Genomic DNA, 25,810 nt, shown 5'->3' on the forward strand with positions numbered 1-25,810 from the left:
TTAAGCCTCCTTACCGTCGACTTTCTTTTCTGCTGCATGCTCTGACGATTGGGCAGCTATCTCCGCAAGTTTTTGCATCAAGATGTGCTGCGGCATATGCATCAAGTGCTCAAGAGGGACACCAAGCGCTTCAGACAGCTTAACAGCGGTGTCAGCTGATATTTGTAATGGTCTCATATTTAGATCTCCTTCAAATAATATCTTTGTTGAACCAAGCAGGACTGCGGGTGTAATATGGATTATAGTCTAGTTATACACGTTCAGCACCGAATTGACAAATCGGGAATTGCGCAATTCCGAATACAAATGAGTACAGCTAAGAATGGACAACATGATTATCATCGGTTCGTGCTGCTACAGTTATACCAATTCAGAAAGGTGTGTACATCGTGAAATTACCTCTACAGCAAACCTGGGATTTGGAAGTTATTTTCTCCGGAGGCTCTGAATCAGAAGAGCTTCAACAGTCTATGACTCAATTGGAGAAAGACATGCAAGCTTTGCATGAGACATTGAAGAAGCTCTCTGCCATTGAAACAACAGAAGACGTACATAAGCTTGCAGCAAAGACGTTGGACATGCAGGATATCTCAGCGCGGGCGCACGAAGTGGGAAGCTTCATCGGCTGCTTGACTTCGCAAGATGTGAGAGACAAGAAGGCGATTCAATTAACAGGGCGTGTACAAAGCTTGCGTGCACAGCTAGTTACATTGAACACGTTGTTTGATGAGAAGTGGAGTGCAATGAACGATGAACTCTGGAAGCAATACATTGCATTGCCGGATATGCAGGGGATTCAATTTCCGTTGAATGAACGTCGAGATTGGGCACGTGAGAAGCTTTCTCCAGAGCAAGAGGCGCTAATTGGGGATCTATCTGTCGATGGTTACCATGCGTGGGGAGAATTGTATAACCGCATCGTGTCACAAATTCGCATCGAGGTAGAAGATAACGGTGCCCAATTGCAATTGTCCGCAGGGCAAGCGCACAACCGTCTTTCCCATCCTGTACGTGAAGTTCGTGAAGAGACATTCAAGTTGTGGGAAAATGCTTGGTCCGAACAAGCTGACTTCTGTGCAGAATCGTTGAACCGTATTGGCGGCTTCCGCTTGAAGCTATATGAACATCGTGGTTGGGAAAATGCGCTGAAGGAACCGTTGGCTATTAACCGTATGTCTACGGACACATTGAACGCGATGTGGGATACGATTGTGAAGAACAAGCCTGCGTTTGTGAAGTATTTGGAGCGCAAGGCAAAGTTACTAGGTGTAGAGCGTTTGTCTTGGTGTGATGTAGATGCTCCAATCGGCAGCACGCAGTCTAAGATTGGTTATGATGAAGGCGCAGAAATGATCGTTGAGCAGTTCAATAAGTTCAGTGAGAAAATGGCGCAATTTTCTGTACATGCATTTGAAAATGGATGGATTGAGGTAGAAGATCGTGCTGGCAAGCGTCCAGGTGGTTTCTGCACAGGACTTCCAGTAAGTAAGCAGACACGTATCTTTATGACCTATGCAGGTACGCCATCTAATGTATCAACGTTGGCACATGAATTGGGTCATGGATACCATCAATTTGTTATGGATGATTTGCCAGAAATGGCGCAGAATTATGCGATGAATGTGGCAGAGACGGCTTCAACCTTTGCTGAGATGATCGTTGCTGATTCGGCAGTGAAACAAGCGAAGAATGAGGAAGAGAAGCTTTCCTTGATTGAAGACAAAATTCAGCGTTCTGTAGCATTCTTTATGAACATTCATGCACGCTTCTTGTTCGAAACTCGCTTCTATGAAGAGCGTCGCAAAGGTTTGCTCTCTGTTGAGCAATTGAACACACTTATGGAAGAAGCACAGAAGGAAGCATACTGTGATTCGTTATCATCGTATCATCCGCATTTCTGGGCGTCTAAATTGCACTTCTATTTGACCGGTGTTCCATTCTACAACTTCCCGTATACATTTGGCTACTTGTTCAGCACGGGCTTGTATGCACGCGCTCAGGAAGAAGGTACAACGTTCGCGGCGAAGTATGATGATTTGCTGCGCGATACGGGCAGTATGACGGTAGAAGATTTGGCTCAGAAGCATCTTGGTGTTGATCTAACACAAGCAGATTTCTGGCAAAGTGCAATTGATGTAACAGTGCAAGATATTGAGCAGTTCTTAGCGATGACGGACAATAAGGATGCAGTAAAATAGTGAATTCGATCCAGTTTAAAATGGTACACACGTTGTTCCATTCAACAAACTCTGTATTTATTCCTTACTTACCGCTGCTGCTTCTGCAAAGAGGGTTCAGTACGACTGAGACGAGTACATTGCTTATGCTCGGACCTTTTATTGCTATGTTTGCTCAGCCAGTGGCAGGAATGATAAGCGATAGAATTGGAGCGGTTCGTCCGCTCCTTTTGTCGCTGTGGCTGTTAATGGGGATTTGCGGAACAACATTGTTTCTAACGTCTGATTCTTACATAACCATTGCAAGTTTATTAATCATGTATGTATTTTTCATGCCGACGGTATCGTTGCTGGATGCCCTTACTGTGAAAATGGCCCCCGTGCTAGGCACTTCTTACAGCTCGATTCGATTGTGGGGATCTGTTGGCTTCTGTCTCATGCTTGTAGGAATGGGCATGTTTTTCGATCAAATTGGTGGGGTTAGCGCTCTCTTATGGGTATTCCTTAGCATTTGGTCTGGAGTCATGATCATGTTTTTGCTTATGCGTGAACCAGAAGCGATAACTTCTGGAGAAGAAAAGGTGGAAGCAGCAGGTAAGCCTCGTACTTTGAATTGGCAGTCTGTTCGACAAGTATTTTCGAACCCTACCTTGCTAGTGTTCTTCGGGATGCTTATGCTGATTGCAATCCCTCATCGCATGAATGATGGTTTGCTTACTATTCACCTTCAAGCTGAAGGCGGGACGGGCAATCATATTTCATGGGCTTGGGCAGTGGCTGGAGCGAGCGAAATTATTGGATTTTTCTTTATGGGCAATATTGTGAAAAGGTTTACGATGCAGCGCATGCTCTTTATCGTATCTATTTTATATACAATCCGATGGGTGCTATGTGTATGGTTTACGGATCCGTGGGCTATTGTGGCGATTCAAGCTATGCATGCCATTACTTTTGTTGCCGTTTGGGTGACTTCTATTGAGTTCGTTGCACGGATTTTGCCAATGGAGATGAATGCAACGGGCCAAGCGCTTTTGAACATGCTGTTCATCGGTGTCGCTGGCATTGCAGGAGGTTCAATTGGTGGAGCACTACATGAATCATATGGTGGAACTGGGATGTACAGTTTCGGTATCGTGAGTGCCGGGTTAGCTGCGATTGGATTTATGATCTGGTCCAATTCATCCAAGGTTCGCAAGCAGAAATACGAAACGGTTAGCAGCAAGCAGGTCTCATCTATTTAACAAAGAAGACTGCATACAAAAGACAACGGCGGCGAACGGGTAACATACTTACTTCCTAACAAAAAGAAGAAGCTCAAGTTGAGCTTCTTCGGTACTAGGAGTTAAGTATATAGGTAGAGATGCGTCACATTGATACAACTAGTTAGCGCGTATTGCGGCTACCAGTTAATTGCTGTTCACCAATTTGGACAAGGCGTTTTGTGATGTAACCACCAATAGTACCTGTGTCACGAGTGGTGTAATTGCCATAGTAGCCATCTTGTGGAATCGGAATTCCTAGCTCTTGTGCAATTTCATATTTCAATTGTTGCAAAGCTGCAGTCGCCTGTGGAACAACGAGGTTGTTCGTACGGCTTTGGTTGTTAGTTTGATTTCCTGCCATGTTGTTCACCTCCTATGAAGTTAGTATGGAAAAGTAATTTGTAAATATGCATACGGTTAATAGGATGGTAAATGTAAATAATGCCAAGCATCAGTTGGATGCTTGGCATTATTGTTTTTACAGTATCTGAATATCTATAGTTCGGATCAATCAAGGGACTCTATGGATGGATAATATCCAACTCAAGGACGAGTTCAACCGGAGTGTTGGGCAGCAATTCAATAAGGCCCGTTGTCTCCTGATCGAAAGGAAGATTTGGCGCATCAGGCAGCCACGTATACGGCTCTACACAAATAATTTCATTTGCTTCGCCGCGAGTGTACAATACCCAATGTTTGAAGTAAGGCTCGTTGCCCGCATAGCGAATACGGTAGCCATCTTCGCGGGTCAGCCATGCTTCTGGACGCTGTCCACCAGTACTGAAAACAGTATCATAGTTGGTTCCTTGCAGATTTTGCCCTTTATTCAAGCCCTCGTGCTCACCTAGTGGCAACGTTCTGCCTGTCATAATAAGCTCATTGTCGAGTTCATAGATGCCAGAAACAGGGACTTGAAGATTCCATTTCTCAGGTTCGCCGTCGAGTTGGAACCATGTATGCGTACCATAGCCAAATGGCGCAGGTTGTTTGCCGATGTTGGTCATTTCGAGCTTCTGCGTTAATCGATTCCCCTTTAGAATATGTGTCAGCTTCAACTCAAGTGGGGTTGGATACTGCCTCATCCAATTTGTATCTTCTTCTGTGCGGAATACCGTAGTGACGATACATTGATCATGTTCCACAACAGCAGATTGTACCGTCCAAGCCTGAGTACGATGCAGACCGTGGATATGATTGTCGTTAGCTGTATTTTGGTCGAATTGATAATCGACCCCTGCATAGGAGAAGCGACCACGACGAATGCGTCCAGGCGGCATTAGCATTGGAATGCCAAAGTGATATGGCTTGGTCATGTAATAATCCAAGTCGCTTTCGGCTGGTGTTCTCAACACATCACGTTCCGCTTGCTTGTCCCACAAGCGGATAATGTTGTTTCCTAGGCTCGGCAGCAGTGTCGCCTCAAGTGTCTCGCTGTGCATGATGATCGTTTCGTGTCCATTCCAAGTTCCCTTAGTAATTTGATGCATGGAATCGTCTCCTTTATGTAAGCAATCAATAGGTTAATGATAGCAAATGGCAGGCGTAATGTCATACTGCTTATTCGCTCCTAGTATTGCAAAGATAGCGATAAAACGGGATATTGAGCACAATATGCTGTAAGCTCAGCATGTAATTGATTGACAAATAACGATACGGCTGATAATCTAACAGATAACTATTTCCTTGCTTATACGGAACAGAAATCGTTGATGAGGGTAAGTAGATCGTGATGAATTCGCTGCAGAGAGCCGATGGTAGGTGAGAATCGGTGCGGGCGTCGTGATTGAATGGACCTCGGAGTGTCTTGAGGAACGTATGCTGATGAAGCATATTAGTATGCTATGACCGCAGCTCTGCGTTACGGAGAAGAGGCTTCATGTAATGTGTTGTGTGTAATCAGATGCAATATGCTGACATGACATCATGACATTGAAGTGAATTAGGGTGGCAACACGGTCTTTCGTCCCTTGTGGAGACGAAAGGCCTTTTTTGCGTTCATATGGATGCTGGATGCACAATTCTAAGGACCCAATCCGATTCACGATATCTCTGTTAAGGTGCAATGAGCAAAGTACAACTATAATAATCCAATAAGGAGCGATGATGAAATGAAACGCGTATTATCAGGTATTCAACCAAGCGGCCAGTTGACGATTGGCAATTATATAGGTGCGATGCAGAATTTTGTGAAATTGCAGCATGATCATGAGTGCTTCTTTATGATCGTGGATTTGCACGCAATTACGGTGCCCCAAGATCCAGCTGCGCTTCGCGAGCAATCCGAGCAAGTAGCGGCATTGTACCTAGCTGCTGGAATCGATCCAAGCAAAGCTTCTATCTTCCTACAATCCCATGTGCCACAGCATGCTGAACTTGGCTGGTTGATGACGACGATTGCGAACATGGGCGAGCTTGAGCGCATGACGCAGTTCAAGGAAAAGTCTGCCGGGAAAGAATCTATACCCGCTGGATTATTCGTATACCCTGCATTAATGGCAGCAGATATTCTTGTGTATAATGCGGAGTTGATCCCTGTAGGTGACGATCAGAAGCAGCACTTGGAATTGACTCGTGATCTAGCCAATCGTTTTAACCATCGCTATGGAGATACATTCCAAATGCCAGAGCCTTATATGCCTGAAGTAGGGGCGCGCATTATGTCTCTTGATGATGCTTCTAAGAAAATGAGCAAGAGTAATCCTAATGCAGGTAGCTATATTGCTCTATTGGATGATCCTGCTATTGTCCGCAAGAAAATTAGCCGTGCGAAGACAGATTCGGAAGCATTGGTGAAGTTTGATCCGGAGAATAAGCCTGAGGTCAGTAATCTATTGGGCATCTATTCCCATATTGCTGGATTGAGCGTTGCTGAGATTGAAGCGAAGTATGAAGGTCAAATGTACGGGCCATTCAAGAAGGATTTGGCTGAGCTTGTTGCTAACTTCTTAGAGCCATTGCAAGCTCGTTATCGTGAAGTGAGACAATCAGGCGAATTGTATGATGTCTTGAAACAAGGTGCGGAACGTGCGCAAGAAGTTGCTCAATTAAAGCTTGATGATGTAAAGAAACGCATGGGCTTTGTAATGCCACGCTAAGTACAGCTACTACAAGCTGTAAGTTATCAATAGGAAAAGACCGGATGCGAGCCATAGTGGCAAACGTCCGGTCTTTTATTGTTGGCATCATCTATGTTCACAATGTTTCTGAACGGACGAAACATCGTCTACTCTGTGGCTTGTGAAGGCTCAGCTTGTTTAGCTGTTAAAGCTGCTTCCTGTTCTGCTTTTTTACGATATTTTGCTTTGAACATAAATCCAAATCCTACATTGAAGAACGCTAAGACAGCACATATCAAGGAAATCCAACCGTTGGAGCTTAAAGTAATGCTGGTTATCGTTAAGAGGATGATGGAGGAGAAGGCGAACCATAAAGCTAATCGTTTGGGCATTGTAATCTCTCCTTTTTGTTCACAGTTGAGTAAGCTTCCCTTAGCGCTGCAACTATTTTCGAAAATGATAAATATTTAAGAATAACAATGAAAGAAGCGGACAAAATAAGCTTGCAAGCTTGCATAACCGAAGAGCCATAGTGAAAGGGGATTTTCTTATCATGGCAAACAATCAATCTCGTACTAACAACTTGGTCGTTCCACAAGCGACTGCAGCTTTGCAACAATTGAAATACGAAATTGCACAGGAACTTGGTATTCCAATTCCGCAAGACGGCTACTACGGTAACTACACGACTCGCGATACAGGAACTATCGGTGGTTACATTACGAAGCGTCTAGTGCAAATCGGGGAACAACAATTGTCCGGCGGCGCAGGTGGCGCAGGTCGTTAATTGTCCCAAGTCATTTTTCTCGAGTTATACAACACGCTCTTAGTTTAGGAGCGGCAGACAGCTGTCCCAGCGCGCGGGGCAGCTTTTTGTTATGGCCATGACAAAAAGCTCTCACAAAAAACATACGGACGTAGGAACGACCGCATGCTATAGAATGCATGTTAGTAACAATGTAACACGTTTTAGTTCTGGAATAAAGAAGGAACTTCCAGCTTACACAGGTTCTAATCCACATCGTTTATAAAGCTTCTCTTCACTTAACCATCCGATATACGTATCAAGTGTTTCATATTGCGCATTCATCATGACGACAGCCACAAACGGATATTGTTTACGGTGACGATATCTGACATCTACCCATCGTACGACAAAGCCATATCCCGTTGGTTGCACGGTTGCACAGCCATAGCGTGTGAAATATTGAAAGGTCTGCACGACCGTCTCGTTTGTAGATGCTTCTACGGCAGGATGCTCGTCGCACTTAGCCGTTTCTGTCCAACTAACTACACGATTTTTATGGAGCTGACCTACTCGAAACACGCCATCTTTGCATTTCTTTACAAGATTCCATTGTGACCAGACAACGGTGGGTATCAACGTATATCGTTCCCCTAGTTTATGTTCGTTATCGAGCTTTGGCAATCTCTTTATAAGTAAGCGATGAGTTAGCGTACGCCATACGTAGTAAACAGCTAGTATGATGTATAGGACGGGAAATAGCACGGCAGGCTCCACCCATCCAAACATCCATATGGCAACAGCCACAAGATGAGAAGTAAATATAAATGGATCAAAAATGGGGATGATGTTCCACGAAATCCATCGTTCTGAAAATGGGCGCATCGCTTGCGTACCGTACGTGTTGAATAAGTCTGTAAATACATGCAGTACAACTGCAATTGAAGTCCATAGCATTACATGGCTCCAGTGATTCGTAGGCATAAGCAGTTGCAATCCGCCGGTAATGAGAACGCTCCAGACGATCAGCATAGGAAGTGAATGTGAGAAACCACGATGGTTGCGTACATAAGCTTCATTTCCTTTTAATTTAAAAATGGTATCGAAATCAGGAGCCTGAGAGCCGATGATCGTTCCTGCTAACACAGCAGTTGCTGTCGAAGTGTCTGCTGCGACAACGGGATCGATTTGTGAAAGGCCTGCTAAGCCTAATCCAATAGCCAGATGCGATATAGAATCCATTGACTTGCACCTCCGCTGTTGTATTGTGGTCAGACTTGAAGCAAAATATAAATAAAAAGACAAGGCCGCATAAGAAACGGTCCGAACATCAATGGAGGATGGTCATGGAACGCATTATATTTGTCGAATATCGAATCGATCCTGCTAAGCGGGAAATGTATTTAAAGAAGGCTGCTAAGCAATTGGCTAGCAGGCAGGACGTGCTGTGGTACGAAGGAACAGACCAACCTAATGTATTTGTAGAACAATGGCTCAATACGACAGTGGAGCAGTACGAGGCAATGAAGCAATTGCGTTTAGGAGAGCAAAGTGAATGGGATGAGTTGACAGATTGTATTCCAGGTGGCAAAGCAAAACTTCATATTTGGGAGTTTGCTCGTGTACCTGTCCAAATATGAAATATGAAACTCCATCCATTGAATTGTCAAATTGATGAACGATTGCAATGAACATTGTCATCAATTGATCTAATTTGCTATGATGAAGATTACAGCAGGAGACAAGAAATTCTGCTCGTTCTGAGAACAACAAGGAGGAACGTGATACGTGGATAAGCAAATCACATATAGAACTTCACCAGATTCCGCAATGATAACCGAGAAGCCAGCTCGGGATGGATTATGGAAGGAGTTTATTCAACTCACGAAGCCAGGCATTATTCGCTCTAATTTATTGGCAGCGGTAGCGGGTTTCTGGGTCGCGGCTAAGTGGGATATACCGTGGGGGACTTTGCTGTGGATGATTGTAGGAGCCACTTTGACAATGGCTTCTTCTTGTGTGTTTAATAATTATTTTGACCGTGATTTCGACACCAAAATGAAGCGGACGCAGAATCGCGCGCTTCCATCAGGTCGGTTACAGCCTCATGTTGTATTAGGATATGCCATTACTCTCGGTATTACAGGTCTACTCGTATTATTTTTACTCGTCAATCCCGTAGCAGGACTATTTGGACTTATAGGAGTATTTGGATACGTTGTTGTATATACGCTGTGGCTTAAGCGCACTTCGACTTGGAGTACGTCTGTAGGGGCGATACCAGGAGCAATGCCTCCCGTTATCGGCTATACAGCGGTAACAGGATCACTTGATCTTGGTGCAGTGCTTATGTTTGCTTTGCTGTTCTTATGGCAGCCGCCGCACTTCTGGGCACTGGGTGTACTTCGAGTAGAAGAATATCGCGCAGCAGGTTATCCTTTGCTGCCTGTTGTAAAGGGCATCAAGCGCACGAAGTGGCAAATGATTCCTTACGTTGTGCTGCTCCTTCCACTTTCGTGGTTGTTTTATTGGTATGGCTACGCAGGCATCGTATACGCGATAGTCGGCACGATTATTAATGCAGCTTGGCTGTATGTGTGTATTTCAGGCTTACGTACTTCTAATAACGAGGTCTGGGCACGCAAAGCCTTTATTCTTTCTATTTATGCTATTATGCTGCATCTTATTGTTATCATTCTAGACACGATGGGCAAGTAACAGAACAAATGTAATGCAAGCGGAGAGACATTCAAGAAAAGATGATGCGAAGGGGAGCGGGAGCTGTGGCGGCTTTTGTGAAAAGGTATTCGTTACAAATCTTTTTATTCTCATTGGTGTTTTTGTTTGGTATTGCGGCAGCATGGATATACGGGTCCGGCATGCTAAATGAGAATGCAGGACAATCTGATCCAAATGCTGATTTTTCAATTATTAAGCAAGCTCCAGACTTTCAATTGGAGAATGTCGATGGTAAGACGGTTTCCTTAGCGGATACCGAAGGCAAAGTTCGCTTGTTCTATTTCTTCTTTGCCAGCTGTCCAGATGTATGCCCTCCAACCACTTATATGCTGACAGAAGCTCAGGATATATTGAAGGAGAAAGGTGTATTTGGCAAAGATGTTGCCTTTCATTCGGTTACCTTTGATCCGGAGCGAGATTCAAAAGAAGTGCTGAAGAAATGGGCATTGGAGAAAAATAAAGCGGATTTAAGCGGCTGGTACTTTTTGCGAGGGGATGAGAAGAAGACCGCAGAATGGATGGAACAGTTCGGTTCACTTGTGATTAAGGACAAGGACGGCAACTTCTCGCATTCGAATTATGTCACGCTCGTAGATGGAGAGGGCAACATTCGCAAAGTTTACAATGTCAAAATGGACTCCGATGACGTTACTGCAGAAACAATTGCTGCTGGTGTCATGAAGCTGCTTGAATCGTAATCTTTTATCTTGATTGAATCGTTATGTTACTCATACGGGGTTGGAGCCGGATACACAATGTATTCCTCCAGCCCCGCTTTTTCTAGTTGCTGAATGACGTATTCATCGGGTGTCCCTTCCACTCCTGCGTAACCTCTACGTGTATAAATATGATCAGCATCTGGAAATGCGTCTCTTAAAACACCGCGTATTTTTTTCCCAGAAGCATCATTGTCCATAAACAAAAAAACTTCTTGGTCTCCAACTTGTTTGATAAGTGTTTCCAGTTTGGCTGTGTTCAAAGTTCCAAATGTACATAGAATAAGAACGTAATCATTTAATAAGCGACGCAGTCTGCTGCGGTCATTTTTGCCCTCTACGACAATTACAATTTCAGTGTCATTCATGTGCGCACCTTCTTTACATTGCAATGATTAAACATGTCCGTTTGGTCTATATAGTGTATCACAACTGTGAGAAAACATTGCGCAGCGAACGCACTGAATAAAAATAAACGGCTTGCTTAGCCAGCAAGCCGCATGAGGGAGAGAGTGTGACACTGTTAGAAACAGACAGCTCTTAAAATGATAACTAATAAGATGAAGAGTACGAGGACGCAACCGACCCCTGATAATCCACCACCAAAATTATTACCACCGAAGCAAGGATTAACATTGCAAGGATCCACACAATGAGACATTCTGTTCACCTCTTTCAGCTCTTATCATCGAACACAATGTATTGTATGAAGCAGGGCAGCAGTCGTGCTGTGTGTTTACCCAGATCTAGTTAAGATAGGTATTCGCCCTGTATGTAAGGTGATTTAAGTGCGCTGCAGTTTGGAATTGACTGTTATCGCCTGCCAAGGGCGATACCACGGCATAAATGTGATCGCAGTCATTAAAATGATAAAGGCAATGAAAAATGGAGATACATATGACCGGAGCTGCCCAGCCAACATCGGACCGAGAAATGAACCGATGGAGAAGGCAATAGACAACGTTGAGAAAATACGGCCATAGCGAGCACCACCGCTTAGCTGTAGAAGGTGGGCAGAAAGCGCTGGTAGCGTAACTCCTTTTGTCATGCCGATAAGAAATAAAGTAACATATAACGGTATTGGTGTATCAATGGCCATACAGAAGAAAAGCAAAGCTAAGCAAAATGAGCCAAGCCAAGTTCGCAGGAAGGCTGAGTATCGATTCAAAAACAACAAGCTGAGCGTGAATAAGGCACCTAAACTGACAGCGGTGAACAACATTCCTGTCTTTACTACGGAATGTAGAGCGTTGGCTGCGAAAGGAAGCTCAAAAAATAAAATGCCTTGTGAACAAGCGATTGCTAAAGGAAGTAGAAAAAATCTTAGCGGTATAGGCTGTACGGGAGCAGCTTGCGCGCTAGTTTGGGCTGCGTTTATTTCGTGACCAGCTTGATTGGATTGAGGTTTCGCATACTGTGGCGGACGTATGAGAACTGATGCCAGTGCTCCGATAATAAGCAGACCAATTCCTAGTGCCTGGAAAGCCATCGTGAATCCGAGCTTGGATACAAGATAAGCCCCAGCAGCAGGAGATACAACGGAAGCAAGGGTATGGATTAGTCCATTGCCTGCCATCAGCTTACCTTGCTGTACTTGATCCTCTGCATAGCGAGCGAGCAGTGCTAAGCATGCAGGGGAGAGAAAGGCCAGTACAAAACCGCTAATGGAACGGACGATAAGCAGCTGCCATGGATCAGTAACATGGGCTTGTAAAATTAACAGTACACCAGCACCCATTAGACTCCACATAATGAATATACGACTACCGTAACGATCAACACCGTACCCTGCCAGTAAATTCCCAGGTAGATGGGTGAAGGAATATAAGCCCATCATCAGTCCTATAAAAGAAGGAGCAGCACCAAGGGATACAGCGAAAGGCGTTAAAATCGGATATTGGGCATGCAAATCGAAGAAGGCTACGAACAAAAATAAATAGAGCCACACGACAGATCGCAACATCATCACCTCCCATGGAATTCATTTATTCTATACTTGTACGCGTAATGGGACGAACTTAGTACTTTCAGTGATCGTGGCAGATGAAATAGGAAATCGTAATTTTGAGGAATGAACGTATGCTCTTACGTCCATATTGGAAATGATGTATAATACGCTAAGAAAAACGAGAAAGGACAGATGTACAAGATGGATATACAGATGGATACGTTATTTGAGTTCATTAAGCAGAACTGGATGCTGTTTCTAATTGCACTTATTGTGCTGTTTGTTATTATCAGCTTTGTTAAGACGATGATTAAATGGGCGCTTGTTATTGTTATTGTGGCTGGCGTGGCCGTATATAGCGGGGTTACATGGAAAGATATTGATCAAGTTGTTACAACCGTGAAGGATGAAACGGTAGCTAAGCTTAAAGATCAAGCGATCCAAGCGATGAAGGATGAAGCGAGCAAAGCTACATATGAGCGTAATAAAGACGGTTCCTATACGGTTAAGACACCAAGCCTAGAGCTTAAAGGACAAGCGGGTAGTACGAAAGTGCATGTTTCCCTTGGCGGAGTATCACTAGGTGAATGGGAAGCTACAGAGATGATTCGTCAATTCATTGAAGGAGCTAAAAAATAATGATGGATGGATTGATGCAAGGGGGAACTGGCACTATAGTAACACTCCTGCTTGCACTTGTTCTATTCGTCAGTGTGTGGCAAGGGGTGAGCAGAGGCGCTTCAGGGTCGATGCAGCACCTCTTCTTTTTTGCTATTCATGCGGTACTGACGTTGGCATCGATGTTCATCGCTTATCAATTAGCAAATCAGTTGTCACCTATAGTGGCAGCTTGGATTCAAGAGATGCAGCTTGCAGTTCCAGCAGAGCCATCTTGGTGGGAACGGACTTATTTAGCCGTCATGACTAGCATTCGTGACTTTGATTTTATGCGCGTGTTGATATTATTTGTTGTGCTGTACTTTATTGTCCGTCTCTTGCTGAATGTGGTGGAGCGGTTGTTAATTCTAATATGGGTGCCATCTAGCAATGACTTAGATGAGCAGCATGTAAGAACAAAGGGGCGGACATGGCCTCAGCGTTTGCTCAGTCGTACGATTGGAGCGATTGTTGGTATAGTAACAGGTGCCATTCGTTTAGTCATTATTGTGGCCTTGTTGTTTGGTGTCGTAACGCTGCAACCAAGCGGAGGCTTTAGTCGGGCTATTCAAGCTTCGGATCTGTATCAGGAAGTCAGCAATCGTATTGTAAAGCCAGTAGCCGGAAGTTGGATTACAGAGAAGCTGCCGGTGCTGTCATCTCAAGTAGAGCAGCAGTTCAAGGAGATGATGCATCGTCGCTATGAAGTGATCGATCAGCAAATCCCACAAAATATCGAACAAGCAGCAGTGAAAATAACAGAAGGTGCTGCTTCTGATAAGGAAAAGGCTAGAAAGCTGTACGATTGGATCGGGACGCGTATTCAGTACGATTGGGACAAAGCCAATAACTATTTAGATAATGGTGTATGGAAAGAGCAATCTCCTGCTGATACATTCAAGGAGAAAACAGGGGTCTGCATCGACTATGCACGTTTATATGCGATGATGGCTCGTACAGTCGATCTGCAAGTTAAAGTGATTACAGGGGTCGGATATGACGGTAAAGGCGGTTATGGCCCCCATGCTTGGAATGGTGTGTATTTGACAGAAGAAGAGAAATGGATCCTGCTTGATACAACTTGGGCCAGCTCTGGAGACTGGTTTGATCGCCCTGATTTTTCTAAAACACATATTCCTGACTAGTGCAGCACGCAACCCTTTGAAGCTTGTCCTAGAAATGTGCTACACTTTATTTTACAGTAATGATGATAGATGACAGCAGGAAGGATGAGGGGATTGAGTCATCCACACAGAGATGATCCGCAGAAGCGGGAAATAATCAATAGGCGCCACTTTTCGTTTCGTTTGAATGCGTTCTTTTTTGTAACTTTTACCGTGTTCAGCGTGCTGATTATACGATTGGCTTTCCTTCAATTTGTTGAAGGGCCTTCCATGAAAGAGAAAGAAACTCGTCTTGGGTACAAAACAACGGCAATTCCACCATTGCGTGGAACGATTTATGATGCATCGAACGAGCCGATTGCTTATTCCACTTCTACACAATCTTTGTACTTCACGATTGAGAAGAACTACAAGTTGGAAGAAAATTTGGCAGAAGCCAAACAGCTGGCCAAGCAATTGGAAACCATTTTCAAAAATTACGGCGATCCAAATGTAAAGCAGCCTACAGCGGATGAAATCGTGAAGAGTATGGATTTGACGGGGCGCGTCAACTATACCTTTGTACCGCGGCTTATTAAGACGGGGCTCAGTCAAAAAGAAGTGGCCTTCTTCCTTGAGAACAAGCCTGATCTTAAAGGGCTGGAGGTTATTGAGGATAGCGTCCGCAACTATGATAAAGATGGCGTGGCTGTTCAGCTCGTTGGATACTTGAAGAAGTTCAAGGGTGTTCGTGAGAGTTACGATTACTATAAGAACGTACATGAAAATCGCGACACGATGCCGGATGAATTGCGCTATTTGGAACATGAGGACGTTGGTATAGACGGACTTGAGTATATGTATCAGGAAGAGCTGCGCGGGAAGAACGGCTTGAAGCGATTCCCGGTTAACGTTGCAGGACGAGTCATTGGAGAGATGGAGATGACGAAGCCTGAGCGCGGGCATAATCTTCATTTAACGATCGATCGAGATGTGCAACTAAAGACGGAAGAAGCGATTACGAAGCATTTAGAGAAGCTGCGCAATTCGCCTAACTCGATTGAACGGGCTCCTTACGCCAAAACGGCTTATGCCGTAGCGATGGAAGTGGATACAGGTAACATTGTGTCCATGGCAAGTATGCCAGACTATGATCCGAACGTATGGCGTAATGGTTCAATTTCACCTGAGGATCATAAAGCAAATCAGTATTATATGGGTAATGGTACGATTCGAGAAGTGTATCCACCTTATGAGGATGATCGTGAACGCATGAAGCATCCATCTTCCTTGGTGTATCTTGGCTCGGTTATGAAGCCACTAACTGTACTTGTCGGTTTGCAAGAGCAGATGTTTGGACTGCACGAAACTTACTATGATCGTGGATATGCTGAAATTGGGCGTAAAGGATATGAACGTAAAATTTGGAACTCCAATCGTCGAGTATACGGTGCGATGGATGCAGCTCGTGCTCTTCAAGTTTCTTCGAATCCATTTATGATCGACATGGTCGGTAAACGATTGTTTAGTCGTACAGATAAAAATGGCTTGGAAGTATGGGACAGCTATATGGAGATGTTTGGACTCGGTGTATTGACGGGAAGCGGGCTTCCTGGAGAAAGCACAGGGGTTAAGGAATATATTGAAGATGCCAAGCGTTATAGTGCTCAATCCGCACTTGCAAGTGCATCCTTCGGTCAGATGGGTAAATATACGACACTTCAGCTTGCGCAGTATACAGCTATGTTAGCCAATCACGGCAAACGTCTGAAGCCTCAGTTTGTAAGTAAGATTACGGATGGCGATGGGAACACCGTTAAGGAGTTCCAGCCGGAAATACTGAACGAGGCCCAATTTAACGATGCATATTGGAAAGAAATCGAAGATGGCATGAGCAATGTAACCGCTCATGGATTCGATGGTTTCCCATATTCTTTCTATCGTAAAACAGGTACGTCCCAGCAGCAGGTGGGTGGCAAGCTTGTTGAGAACGGGGTAATTATTGCCTATGCTCCAGCGGAAAAACCTAAGCTGGCGGTAGTAGTTGTTGTCCCTGAGGGCGGATATGGATCTTACTCTGCTGCTCCAATCGCACGTGCGATCTTTGACGCTTATGACGAAGAAGTTGGTTTGACTGGCACTCCTCGCAAAAAGGCGGAAAGCCCAACAAACGCTGCTAATAACGATCAGCCAGCAGGATAACAGTAAACAAAGTCAAAAGACCTCTCCACTATGGAGGGGTCTTTTATTGCCTATTTGTAGAGCTAATCCGCACAATTTGGAAAGTCGTAACATAACAATGAAACATCATCAATATATTTTTTTGAAGTAAATGTTGCATTAGAGAAAAAGTATTGTATATATCGAAAAAAGAAGCTCGAAGGTAACATTATTGTGCGGATCAAAGAAATAGCAACGTAGCAACGATACGATATTTGAGAGGGTGACAAGGTGAAGACAAAACAGAGGAAGATAACAAAAAAGGCTGTCAAATGGAATTCTGCCATCAAACGCTTTGTCATGGCGGTGTTGTTCTTAACTTTTATGTCTTCTATATAAGGGAACTGAATGGTGATGGATGATTATTCGATATCATGCATGTTGAAGAGGCGGCTTGAAGCTATTTATTTGCTTCTATGGCAGTCTCTTTTTTGTAGGGACAGCGACCTACGAATTGCTTGGTTGTGCAGGTTCCGTTATGTTACAATATCGTTATGTGTAATTGGATAACAAATAATTGACATAGCTTGTCGCCAATGTTCGCGAAGGGTTGATGAGCTGAGTGGTTGTCATATAGACGGGAGTGAAGACAGCAATGAGTAAATATGCATTATTAGCTCTCGACATGGACGGGACGCTTTTGGATGATGATCATGTTGTAAGTCAGGAGACAGCCAGTGCTATCGCCGAAGCTCAGCAGGCGGGTGTAACGGTGATGCTCTCTACAGGTCGGGCCATTCAGAATGCGCTTCCTTATGCAGAGGAGTTGGGCTTGAATGGACCTTTAGTTGTTGTTAACGGAAGTGAGATTTGGCGCAATCCACAGGAGTTGTACATGCGATATTTGCTGGATCGCGAAGCGGTTCAACAAATGCTTAATTTGTCGGAGAAATACGATACATGGTTCTGGGCATATTCAACCAAGGCCTTGTACAACCGAGAGAAGTGGTCTGGAGAAGTCAATCAAGAGGATTGGCTAAAGTTCGGCTACTATAATGAAGATGTTGACGTGCTTGCGGCCGTGTTGGCAGAACTGCAAGCGATAGGCGGCCTAGAGCTGACCAATTCCGCGCTAACGAATATCGAGATTAATCCAGCGGGAATATCGAAGGCATCGGGCATTCGCACGGTATGTGAGCTGCTTGGAATTGAAATGTCGCAAGCTATCGCAGTTGGCGATAGTTTGAATGACCTCGCTGTCATTCAGCAAGCAGGATTAGGGGTTGCGATGGGGAATGCGCAGGATGCGGTGAAGCAAGCTGCGGATGTCGTCGTAGCTTCAAATAACGAGCATGGTGTAGCTGAAGTCATACGGCGCTTTATTTTGTAACGAGTTGTATTTCTAATTTTGAACAAGAGAATATAGAGATTGTGAGGGGAAACACGCATGGACATTCTCGGTTGGGTACTCGTAATCGCGCTGTTTGTCATCGGTATGGCAGGAGCCATATTTCCGATATTGCCTGCAGCAGTAGCAGTTTACGGGGCATTTTTCGTGTATGGATGGTTCTTCGGCTTCGAATCGTTTGGTTGGGTGTTCTGGACGATTCAGACGTTAATCGTCGTGGCATTGTTTGTATCGGATTATGCAGTTAGTGCATGGGGTGTCAAGCGATTTGGCGGATCACGCCCATCTGTGATTGGTAGTACGATTGGGATCATCATCGGTCCGTTCGTCATTCCTGGATTCGGTCTTATTATTGGTCCGTTTCTTGGTGCATTTATAGGAGAGATGATTACAGGCTCTGATGTGCAGCGTTCCGCAAAGGCATCATTGGGCGCGGTTGTAGGCTTGTTTACAAGTTCGGTTATTACGGTTATTTTGCAGCTAGTTATGATTATTCTATTCTTTGTATGGATCGCAATGTTCTAAGGGCGTCTTGAACAATTTGTAAGTTCTCAATTCTGAATTACCTTTGTGAATGGTGCATTAATAGAGAAAGAAGGGAAACCTGTTGGCGAAAAAAGAAACATTCATCAAGGGGACGCTTATTATTGCTGCGGCTACGCTTGTAGCCCGGCTGTTAGGCGTATTCCAGCGCGTACCGCTTGAGCATATGCTGGGACCTGTAGGCAATGCCGCCTTCGCCACCTCGCAAAATGTCTATTTGCTTATTCTAGCTGTAGCCACAGCTGGTATACCAAGTACATTAAGCAAGATGGTGTCGGAAAAATACGCTTTGAACAAAGTGCGAGAAGCTGAGCGCATCTATTATGCAGCACTGTTGTTCGGCTTAGTATCCGGTATTGTCGTAACGGTTCTACTTATCGTATTTGCGCCTTGGTATGCTAATCTTGCTGGTCAGCCCGAAGCGGCACCAGCGATACGAGCATTGGCGCCGGCATTGCTGTTGTTCCCGCTGTTGGCGATGATGCGGGGATATACGCAAGGACGTAATATGATGCAGGCAAGCGGTATATCTCAAATTGTCGAGCAGATATTGCGTGTGGTTACAGCTATCGCGCTTGCGCTGATCTTGGTGAATAGCGGTGCTTCGCAAGGGTATGCTGCGGCAGGGGCTTCGTTCGGCGGCGTATTTGGAAGCATCGGTGCTTTTGTCGTCATGGTTTACTACTTGCGCAAATTGCGCAAAGCGGATCGCGAAGCAGGACTTCGTGCTCGCAGCATGGGTGGACAAGTTGTTCCGCTGCGCGATATATTCGCATCTATTTTTACCCTTTCCGTTCCGATAGTTATCTCGATGTTGGCAGTACCTGCCGTGAATATGATTGACTCGACGCTCACGATACCGTTATTGACGCCTAGCCTTGGGGAAGCTCAAGCAACGTACTTGTACGGTATACTTGGCCAGCGAGGACAGTCTATTGCAGGGATACCGCCAATATTGGCAATAGCACTAAGTACATCCTTGATTCCAGTTATTTCATCGGCTTATGCGAAGCGGGATATGCCGCATTTGCAGCGTCAGATTACGCTTGCCATGCGCATTTCTGTATTGAGCGGCATGCCGCTAGTGCTTGCACTTAGCGTTGGGGCGTTCTCTGTGAATGGATTTATTTTCAGCACAATGGATGGGGCAAGCATCATTTCGATGCAGACGCTCGCTACCATATTCCAAATCTCTATGATGACGTCCAGCTCGATCTTGATCGGACTAGGCAAGCCATACATTGCGATGATTAGTGTATCAGCGGGTATCATTTTGAAGCTGGTAATGAGCTTAGTGCTAGTTCAATTTTTGGGGATATACGGAATTATTGCAGCTACCATGATTGCATTTTTCGTTATCACGTATTTAAACTTGCGCGTGCTGAAGAAGGTAGTCAAATTCTCGGTTATCGGCAAACGTTGGCCAGGATTTATATTGGCGACATTGATGGCAGGCGGTACAGGTTATGCGGTTGAGTACATTGGCCAACAAATTGCACTGCACACGCCAGTACCTGATAAGCTTGGTCTATTCTTCACAGCAGCATTCGTATCTATTACAGTTCTCGTTCTGTTTGTGGTTGGTTTGGTTATTTTCCGTGTTATACGGGGTGAGGAATTATCAGGCTATCCAAAAGCTGTACAGAAGCTGCTGCGGCCGCTCATGCGTTTACAGCCAAGTCGTGCAAGCAAGTAGCATGCAGTCTCGGTTATTATAAGACCAAATAAGGTTAGATCAAGAAAGACCTTCTCGACGATAGAACAGCCAGCAGCTGATTCTTTACGAGATGGTCTTTTTTTGTACGGGTAGGTACTGTTAATTAGAATATCACATCTATCACTTCATGCTGCTCTTATGGGCTGCGATACGAGCCATGGACTGCATCTCGTTAAGCAGTTGATTATGAGCATCGTTCATGTCGATAGCATGAGGGACGGTGGGCAAATATAGATCATGTACAGCCCTTTCGTCATGGAGCCAATCACCGACTTCGATAGGTGCATGCTGCTCGTCCTGCCATACCTCTACCAATCGTGGGCTGTAGGCAACATTCATGGTACGGTCACGTCGCAGAGCGAGCTTATCAAGCGTGAATCGATGAGGCCAGTAATCTGCTCTTGATCCTGTGTGTGGAACGGCGCGTGCGAACTTCTGCACGCCTTCAAGCACGTCTGGGATGTCAAACATAATGGTGTACAACTGTTTCCCGAATGCAATCCGCTCTTCTAGATTATCGAAGCGTTCCAGCGTTAATCCCACCAATCGCGCTGGAGAGGTGACATGAGGCGTTTGAGTCGGAAAGACGATCTGATTCATTTGCATAAGGCCATGAGCTAGAAAGTCTTTGCGCTGTATAATATGCTGCTGAAAGGCAGGATTCTGGACAACTCTACCTTCGATCACATTCTGTTCGTTAATAATGAGAGAGATCGTCAGCAGCGGGCTATTCGGCTGAATCCAAAATGTATCCCATACCGGCGTCATAAAGGCAGATACGCCAAAGAACGGGAGCAAATGAAACAGGCTTTTACCACTCTTACGGCTGGATGCGTACAACAATAGCTGGCAATAGGCGTCATGAAAAATTAAAGCGTTGCATCTTTCCAACATGCGATAGCTCCAGTGACGATATTCGCTGTTCATGAAGGCTGGCAGCCATTCCCCTTTCAGATCGGTCATATTATAGCCGCCATTGCGGGATACCATATGGGCAAGCAATGCCCAATGCAACTCCGGGTGCGATGTGTATATCCGCAAATAAGCAGCCGTTCGAGTAATATTGCTCCGATTCGCATTGCGTACACTTCGTTTAATATACTGTATAAGCTCTCGTTCATCGCGGCTAAGATGGTGGCGGTGTATCGTGTGGAATAAGGAATCGGCGCTTTTTTGTTTCCCTTGTTCCAGGAAATACCGCTTTAGATTTTCCTCTATGCGTATAACGAGGGCATCGTTCCATTCTAATGTACGTGGACGCTGAGGGAGCCAGCGGGCCATTGCGTTTTGGATAAAACGACGTATCGTGTTATAGGCAGTGCGAATGAACTGTTGTGCAAGTTTGATGACTTCATTCCAAGGTATTCCCTTTAATTTGCTCAAAGCAGCACAAGGCTCCTTCCAAAAAGAATAGTTAATTTACGTCCGAAGTGAGATGATGAAGTTAGTATACCCATTGGAAGAAGGTTTGTAACAAGAGGTTTGACAGAAGTAGTTAAATAATGAAACAATAAAATGATAAATCGCTTATGGACAACAAAGAGGAGTGAATTGGTATGGAAAAAGTATCAACAACGGAACGTTTTAAAGAAGTAATTGCTCAAGAAGGAACAACGATTGCTGTATTTAAGACAAGCTGGTGCCCAGATTGTCATTTTATCGATCCATTTATGCCAGAAGTTATCCAAACTTATGACAAAGCAACTTTTATTGAGGTTGATGCAGAAGCGCTGCAAGATGTTGCTTCCGAACTTAACATCATGGGCATCCCTAGCTTCGTTGCTTTTAAGGGCGGCAAAGAAACGATTCGCTTTGTAAATAAGCTGCGCAAGTCGCGTACGGAGATTGAAGAGTTCGTTCAACGTGCATTAGCTGTGGCGGAAGCATTAAATTAAGGAAATAAAGTCATGCAGTGAGGCCTCCTATTGCTATGTAAGGGTAGGGGGCTTTGTTTTGCAATTTTTGTCACAAAAAAGTCGTTCTTTTATATACGTTTTCCGTTATAATGAAATTCATTGGCACAGTTTGTCATATTTCCCCATAGAGCGTTCTGGGGGCAGAATGCTTAGTAATGAATGCAGTGTATTTATGAGGGGATAGCCATGAAATTGAAATGAACGACAGGTCAGGTGAATAATGTGGATAGCAAACAGCTCACCAAGCTGAAGAGATTTGCCTACCTTGTCTGTTTCGGGATGTTCTTCGTCGTTCTCAACGGAGCAGTCGTAACGAAGACCGGATCAGGCGAAGGTTGCGGGACAGACTGGCCTCTCTGTAATGGAGAGTTTATACCCGCTTACACGATTGAATCCATGATCGAATATTCGCACCGATTGGTTAGTGGGATCGAAGGCCTGCTAGTCATTGCAATCTTCGTATGGGTTATCCGTCAGCTTAAGAAGAAAGATGCCGTGTTCTATGCATCCTTAACTTTGATTTTTACCGTAATTCAGGCGTTAATGGGAGCGCTTGCAGTTATGTACGTGCAAGTCCCAGCGGTTATGGCATTACACTTTGGGTTTTCGATTATTGCATTCGCGTCATCGTTCTTGCTCTGCCTAGCAATACGAAGATATGCGATCAATCCTGAAGCTACAGAGATTGTTGGGGGAACCCCTGTCAGCGACACATTCCGTTACGGAGTATGGTTTACATTATTGTATACATATATCGTCATTTATGTAGGGGCTTTTGTTCGACATACCGATTCTGGCGGAGGCTGTCTCGGATGGCCGCTGTGCAATGGAGAGCTTATACCTGAATTAACGGGTGGTACGCTCATTGCCTTCTTGCATCGTGTGGCAGCAGCTCTGCTAGTTCTCGTCGTAGCAGCGATGTCTCATTTTGCTTATCATTCTCATAAAGATAATCGTGAAATCCAGCTTTGTGGCATTTGGGCACTTATACTTACGGTTATGCAAGTGTTAAGCGGAGCGCTCGTTGTCTTTACCGTTACGAACAAGAACTGGTTCCTGTTCACAGGATTGCTTCATACCGTACTTATTTGCTTATTATTTAGCGTACTTTGTCACCTTAGCATTCGTGTGTGGCAGCTGCGAACGAAGAGATAATAACACAAAAGCAGACCGTTGCACGTTTATCACTTGGATACGTGTCATCTGGTCTGCTTCTTTGTAATCCGAGTGTTAACTATCATTGCCGATATCCGCTCCTTCGCATGCAGCATGTAGAAGATGAGCATCGCTTACTCTGCCATTTGGCCTAAAAATACGACAGCTGCAACAGCTTTAGCTACGACGATCCAGCGATTGTTCCATATAAGTTTTGTTTGGGCTTGTTGTCCTTGATTTTGGATGGTTGCCGTTTGAATAGTTGTAACGTTCTGTGTTGTTTTCATAAGTAATACCTCCATGTTGTCTTCGTTTTGTTTGTTTTGTATTCTCGTGGTGTTCCTTGATGACTTTATTGTAGCGTTTCGTATTGTGACAAACCATCGAACCGACTTACTCCAAGCTTACAATATCGTAACTTGGCGATTTGTTTCGAAAGGATGGAGTATGAAGCGAGGCTGTTAGAGTCATGTTAACCATATAGAGGGAGAGGGTTACCGTCATTTCATTAACGGATGGAGGACGTATTATGCTCCGAATGTTGTTCGGTGAAGCGCCTCGCATAGATGAGGGCGAATTGAAAGATGCGTGGGCAAGCATGGATCATTATTTGGCATTGGTTCGACAATATATGGCTAAGAGTGGTGATCCTAAGCATGATTGGCGTAAAGTGGAGGTATGGGCAGTAGGCTTGCAAACGTCGTTGGACGAGCTGGAGCAAAGTGTATACGCTTCAGGACGATTTGCTGATCGCGTAACGAAGCAGTATCAAGTAGAAATGAGCGAGATAGAGCTTGACGACTATTATCGGCATGTATACTTCTATAAAAATGGCTTTATTCGCGTGTTTTCTATTTTAGACAAATTAGGGACATTACTGAACGAGGTATTGTCACTGCATACGGAAAAGGTAAAGCAGCATTTTTCCTTCTTTACGGTGTTACGTCAAATGGGCTATTTACATACAGCTCCAATCCTTCTAGAGCAGCTCTCTGGCGTTAAGGAAACGTACAAAGAAGAGATGCATCGTCTTCGCAAACGCAGAAACATGGAAATTCATCATATGAATACAGAAATGCAGGATGATTTATGGCAGCGTCATCGAAGTCTTAATGACAAGGTGAAGCTAGAAGATATACATGCCAATATGCGAGATTTGCAGAAAAGCTTAACGATGGTTTGTCAGGCGATCGTATATATATTTGAACACTTATGTCAGGCAAAAACCCGATCCACACAACAATAAATAAAGAGTTATCAATAGGTTCAAGTGCCTGAGAGCAATCACGGTGCTTGAACCCTTTTATTTTTGTACCTGTATATATTCCACCGTTTCACTAGGACAAATTGATCTTATATGCATATCGTAAAGAGATAGGTAGAAACCAAACCAAATGGGTGGGATTCGGTATGAACATTCTAATGGTTGCACCTGAGCAAATACCAGTTCCGGGTAACGGTTCAGTGGAAATTTGTATGCTTGCGATTGCGAAGCAGCTTGCCAAAACCGAGAACGTAACGATCGTTAGCCGACAAAGCACAGGTTTGCAGCCGTTAAGCAAGTTAGGTAATTTAACCATTGTTCGTGTCCCAGGAGGAAGTTCTCAGACGTATCTCTCATCTGTTCTTCACTATATTGAAGATAAGCAATACGATCTGATTCAAGTAGATAACCGTCCGCATTATATGGCGTCCATTAAACAGGCAAAGCCAGACACCCCTGTTACTCTGTTTCTCCACTCGTTGACCTTCGTACCAGCTTCAAAGGCTGTATCAAGAAGTTTAACCTTCTCCGATTGTATCGTTGTGAACAGCGACTCTCTCAAACGCAGAATCGCACAACGCTTCCCGCAAGTGGCACATAAATTAGAACGGATTCACCTTGGTGTTGATATAGAAGCCTTTACTCCATCCTCCGAGCGGGGGCGGAGAAAGTTTTTTCATGTTCTTTTTGCAGGAAGGGTTATTCCGCGAAAAGGAGTGCCTGTTATTGTACGCGCGATGAGCATGGTTCGCAAGCAGGTTCCACATGCGAAACTCATCATCGTCGGTACAGGCAAAGCAAGTTATTTGAAAGAACTAAAGGCGTTAGCGAAGCTGCATAACGTAGATGTAGAGTTCAAGGGACGTGTGTCGCATAAAAATATGGGTATGATGTATCGAACGGCGGATTGCTTTGTCTGTCCATCCCAGCAGCATGAAGCCTTCGGACTTGTTAATGTAGAGGCATTGTCATCAGGGCTGCCTATTGTGGCTTCCAATATCGGAGGAATAAAAGAAATCGTAAAGCATGACTCCAATGGATATTTAGTTAATCCTTATACCAAGTTTGAAGCCCATGCTAAATGGCTTATATCACTTGCAATGAACAAGAAGGTTGCTGATAAGCTTGCAAAGCAAGCTAGGAAGGATGCGGTTGAACGTTTTAGCTGGAAGCGCACCGTAGCGAATCTAATTAAGGTATATAAGCGAATTAGTGCTGGATAAAGGCTGCTGCATGGTAAAAAG

Annotated in this window: 26 protein-coding genes and 1 other annotated feature; of the genes, 17 read left to right on the forward strand and 9 right to left on the reverse strand. The window is 44.5% G+C overall.

The window, feature by feature from the left end; all coding sequences use genetic code 11:
- Entirely contained in the window at positions 1-177 is a 177-nt protein-coding gene (locus NQ117_RS20300; RefSeq protein WP_258279842.1) for a YycC family protein, read from the reverse strand.
- 212 nt (positions 178-389) lie between these two features.
- Between NQ117_RS20300 and NQ117_RS20305 the strand changes: the two genes are divergently transcribed.
- Complete coding sequence (locus NQ117_RS20305; RefSeq protein WP_258279843.1) at positions 390-2,198, forward strand: M3 family oligoendopeptidase; 1,809 nt, start codon at positions 390-392, stop codon at positions 2,196-2,198.
- Positions 2,198-3,418 (forward strand): MFS transporter, encoded by a 1,221-nt coding sequence (locus NQ117_RS20310; RefSeq protein WP_258279844.1) that lies wholly within the window; start codon positions 2,198-2,200, stop codon positions 3,416-3,418. The genes NQ117_RS20305 and NQ117_RS20310 overlap by 1 nt, the downstream gene beginning before the upstream one ends.
- Positions 3,419-3,560: 142 nt before the next feature.
- Here NQ117_RS20310 and NQ117_RS20315 read toward each other — a convergent pair whose 3' ends face one another.
- Positions 3,561-3,800 (reverse strand): alpha/beta-type small acid-soluble spore protein, encoded by a 240-nt coding sequence (locus NQ117_RS20315; protein WP_258279845.1) that lies wholly within the window; start codon positions 3,798-3,800, stop codon positions 3,561-3,563.
- 160 nt (positions 3,801-3,960) lie between these two features.
- On the reverse strand, positions 3,961-4,926 hold the full coding sequence (locus NQ117_RS20320) for an aldose 1-epimerase (RefSeq protein WP_258279846.1): 966 nt from the start codon (positions 4,924-4,926) through the stop codon (positions 3,961-3,963).
- A 210-nt stretch (positions 4,927-5,136) separates the two neighbouring features.
- Positions 5,137-5,410: a binding site (T-box leader), on the forward strand.
- Positions 5,411-5,547: 137 nt separating this feature from the next.
- On the opposite strand from NQ117_RS20320, the gene trpS reads away from it, so the two are divergent.
- Positions 5,548-6,534, forward strand: a complete 987-nt coding sequence (gene trpS, locus NQ117_RS20325) for a tryptophan--tRNA ligase (RefSeq protein WP_258279847.1) — start codon at positions 5,548-5,550, stop codon at positions 6,532-6,534.
- Between the two features lie 128 nt (positions 6,535-6,662).
- On the opposite strand, the gene NQ117_RS20330 is transcribed toward trpS, so the two are convergent.
- Positions 6,663-6,887 (reverse strand): hypothetical protein, encoded by a 225-nt coding sequence (locus NQ117_RS20330; RefSeq protein ID WP_258279848.1) that lies wholly within the window; start codon positions 6,885-6,887, stop codon positions 6,663-6,665.
- 161 nt (positions 6,888-7,048) lie between these two features.
- Here NQ117_RS20330 and NQ117_RS20335 point away from each other — a divergent pair, with 161 nt between their 5' ends.
- Positions 7,049-7,282 (forward strand): alpha/beta-type small acid-soluble spore protein, encoded by a 234-nt coding sequence (locus NQ117_RS20335; protein ID WP_144993843.1) that lies wholly within the window; start codon positions 7,049-7,051, stop codon positions 7,280-7,282.
- A 213-nt stretch (positions 7,283-7,495) separates the two neighbouring features.
- On the opposite strand, the gene NQ117_RS20340 is transcribed toward NQ117_RS20335, so the two are convergent.
- Entirely contained in the window at positions 7,496-8,482 is a 987-nt protein-coding gene (locus tag NQ117_RS20340) for a metal-dependent hydrolase (protein WP_258279849.1), read from the reverse strand.
- A 104-nt stretch (positions 8,483-8,586) separates the two neighbouring features.
- On the opposite strand from NQ117_RS20340, the gene NQ117_RS20345 reads away from it, so the two are divergent.
- The 3 genes from NQ117_RS20345 (at position 8,587) to NQ117_RS20355 (ending at position 10,677) form a co-directional block, all read left to right on the forward strand.
- On the forward strand, positions 8,587-8,880 hold the full coding sequence (locus NQ117_RS20345) for a hypothetical protein (protein ID WP_258279850.1): 294 nt from the start codon (positions 8,587-8,589) through the stop codon (positions 8,878-8,880).
- Between the two features lie 148 nt (positions 8,881-9,028).
- Positions 9,029-9,958: a heme o synthase gene (gene cyoE / locus NQ117_RS20350; RefSeq protein ID WP_258279851.1), complete on the forward strand. Its 930-nt coding sequence runs from the start codon at positions 9,029-9,031 to the stop codon at positions 9,956-9,958.
- A gap of 65 nt (positions 9,959-10,023) precedes the next feature.
- On the forward strand, positions 10,024-10,677 hold the full coding sequence (locus NQ117_RS20355) for an SCO family protein (protein ID WP_258279852.1): 654 nt from the start codon (positions 10,024-10,026) through the stop codon (positions 10,675-10,677).
- Positions 10,678-10,703: 26 nt separating this feature from the next.
- On the opposite strand, the gene NQ117_RS20360 is transcribed toward NQ117_RS20355, so the two are convergent.
- Both NQ117_RS20360 and NQ117_RS20365 read right to left on the reverse strand, forming a co-directional pair.
- Positions 10,704-11,063 carry a toprim domain-containing protein gene (locus NQ117_RS20360; RefSeq protein WP_258279853.1) on the reverse strand — a complete coding sequence of 120 codons (360 nt, stop codon included), beginning with the start codon at positions 11,061-11,063 and terminating at the stop codon, positions 10,704-10,706.
- A gap of 416 nt (positions 11,064-11,479) precedes the next feature.
- Positions 11,480-12,655, reverse strand: a complete 1,176-nt coding sequence (locus NQ117_RS20365) for an MFS transporter (protein WP_258280036.1) — start codon at positions 12,653-12,655, stop codon at positions 11,480-11,482.
- A 180-nt stretch (positions 12,656-12,835) separates the two neighbouring features.
- Between NQ117_RS20365 and NQ117_RS20370 the strand changes: the two genes are divergently transcribed.
- The 6 genes from NQ117_RS20370 (at position 12,836) to NQ117_RS20395 (ending at position 20,210) form a co-directional block, all read left to right on the forward strand.
- On the forward strand, positions 12,836-13,282 hold the full coding sequence (locus NQ117_RS20370; protein WP_258279854.1) for an ATPase: 447 nt from the start codon (positions 12,836-12,838) through the stop codon (positions 13,280-13,282).
- On the forward strand, positions 13,282-14,445 hold the full coding sequence (locus tag NQ117_RS20375; protein WP_258279855.1) for a transglutaminase domain-containing protein: 1,164 nt from the start codon (positions 13,282-13,284) through the stop codon (positions 14,443-14,445). Before NQ117_RS20370 ends, NQ117_RS20375 begins: the two co-directional genes overlap by 1 nt.
- 93 nt (positions 14,446-14,538) lie before the next feature.
- Positions 14,539-16,605, forward strand: coding sequence for a peptidoglycan D,D-transpeptidase FtsI family protein (locus NQ117_RS20380; RefSeq protein WP_258279856.1), 2,067 nt, complete (start codon positions 14,539-14,541; stop codon positions 16,603-16,605).
- Positions 16,606-17,218: 613 nt separating this feature from the next.
- The gene (locus tag NQ117_RS20385) at positions 17,219-17,953 is read left to right on the forward strand and encodes a Cof-type HAD-IIB family hydrolase (protein ID WP_258279857.1); all 735 of its coding nucleotides are present in this window, start codon (positions 17,219-17,221) and stop codon (positions 17,951-17,953) included.
- Between the two features lie 57 nt (positions 17,954-18,010).
- On the forward strand, positions 18,011-18,496 hold the full coding sequence (locus NQ117_RS20390) for a DUF456 domain-containing protein (RefSeq protein ID WP_258279858.1): 486 nt from the start codon (positions 18,011-18,013) through the stop codon (positions 18,494-18,496).
- An 82-nt stretch (positions 18,497-18,578) separates the two neighbouring features.
- Positions 18,579-20,210 carry a putative polysaccharide biosynthesis protein gene (locus tag NQ117_RS20395; RefSeq protein ID WP_258279859.1) on the forward strand — a complete coding sequence of 544 codons (1,632 nt, stop codon included), beginning with the start codon at positions 18,579-18,581 and terminating at the stop codon, positions 20,208-20,210.
- A 141-nt stretch (positions 20,211-20,351) separates the two neighbouring features.
- Here NQ117_RS20395 and NQ117_RS20400 read toward each other — a convergent pair whose 3' ends face one another.
- Positions 20,352-21,614 carry a DUF2515 domain-containing protein gene (locus tag NQ117_RS20400; RefSeq protein WP_258279860.1) on the reverse strand — a complete coding sequence of 421 codons (1,263 nt, stop codon included), beginning with the start codon at positions 21,612-21,614 and terminating at the stop codon, positions 20,352-20,354.
- Between the two features lie 173 nt (positions 21,615-21,787).
- Here NQ117_RS20400 and NQ117_RS20405 point away from each other — a divergent pair, with 173 nt between their 5' ends.
- Both NQ117_RS20405 and NQ117_RS20410 read left to right on the forward strand, forming a co-directional pair.
- Positions 21,788-22,126 (forward strand): thioredoxin family protein, encoded by a 339-nt coding sequence (locus tag NQ117_RS20405; protein WP_258279861.1) that lies wholly within the window; start codon positions 21,788-21,790, stop codon positions 22,124-22,126.
- Positions 22,127-22,369: 243 nt separating this feature from the next.
- Positions 22,370-23,302, forward strand: coding sequence for a COX15/CtaA family protein (locus NQ117_RS20410; protein ID WP_258279862.1), 933 nt, complete (start codon positions 22,370-22,372; stop codon positions 23,300-23,302).
- A 134-nt stretch (positions 23,303-23,436) separates the two neighbouring features.
- On the opposite strand, the gene NQ117_RS20415 is transcribed toward NQ117_RS20410, so the two are convergent.
- Complete coding sequence (locus tag NQ117_RS20415; protein WP_258279863.1) at positions 23,437-23,589, reverse strand: hypothetical protein; 153 nt, start codon at positions 23,587-23,589, stop codon at positions 23,437-23,439.
- 242 nt (positions 23,590-23,831) lie between these two features.
- Here NQ117_RS20415 and NQ117_RS20420 point away from each other — a divergent pair, with 242 nt between their 5' ends.
- Positions 23,832-24,548 carry a Cthe_2314 family HEPN domain-containing protein gene (locus NQ117_RS20420; RefSeq protein WP_258279864.1) on the forward strand — a complete coding sequence of 239 codons (717 nt, stop codon included), beginning with the start codon at positions 23,832-23,834 and terminating at the stop codon, positions 24,546-24,548.
- Between the two features lie 164 nt (positions 24,549-24,712).
- A complete protein-coding gene (locus tag NQ117_RS20425; RefSeq protein WP_258279865.1) occupies positions 24,713-25,789 on the forward strand; it encodes a glycosyltransferase family 4 protein in 1,077 nt (358 codons plus the stop codon).
- Positions 25,790-25,810: the final 21 nt, after the last annotated feature.

Origin of the sequence: Paenibacillus sp. SC116, assembly GCF_024733555.1 — a bacterium.
In the GTDB taxonomy this organism is placed as follows: domain Bacteria; phylum Bacillota; class Bacilli; order Paenibacillales; family Paenibacillaceae; genus Paenibacillus_B.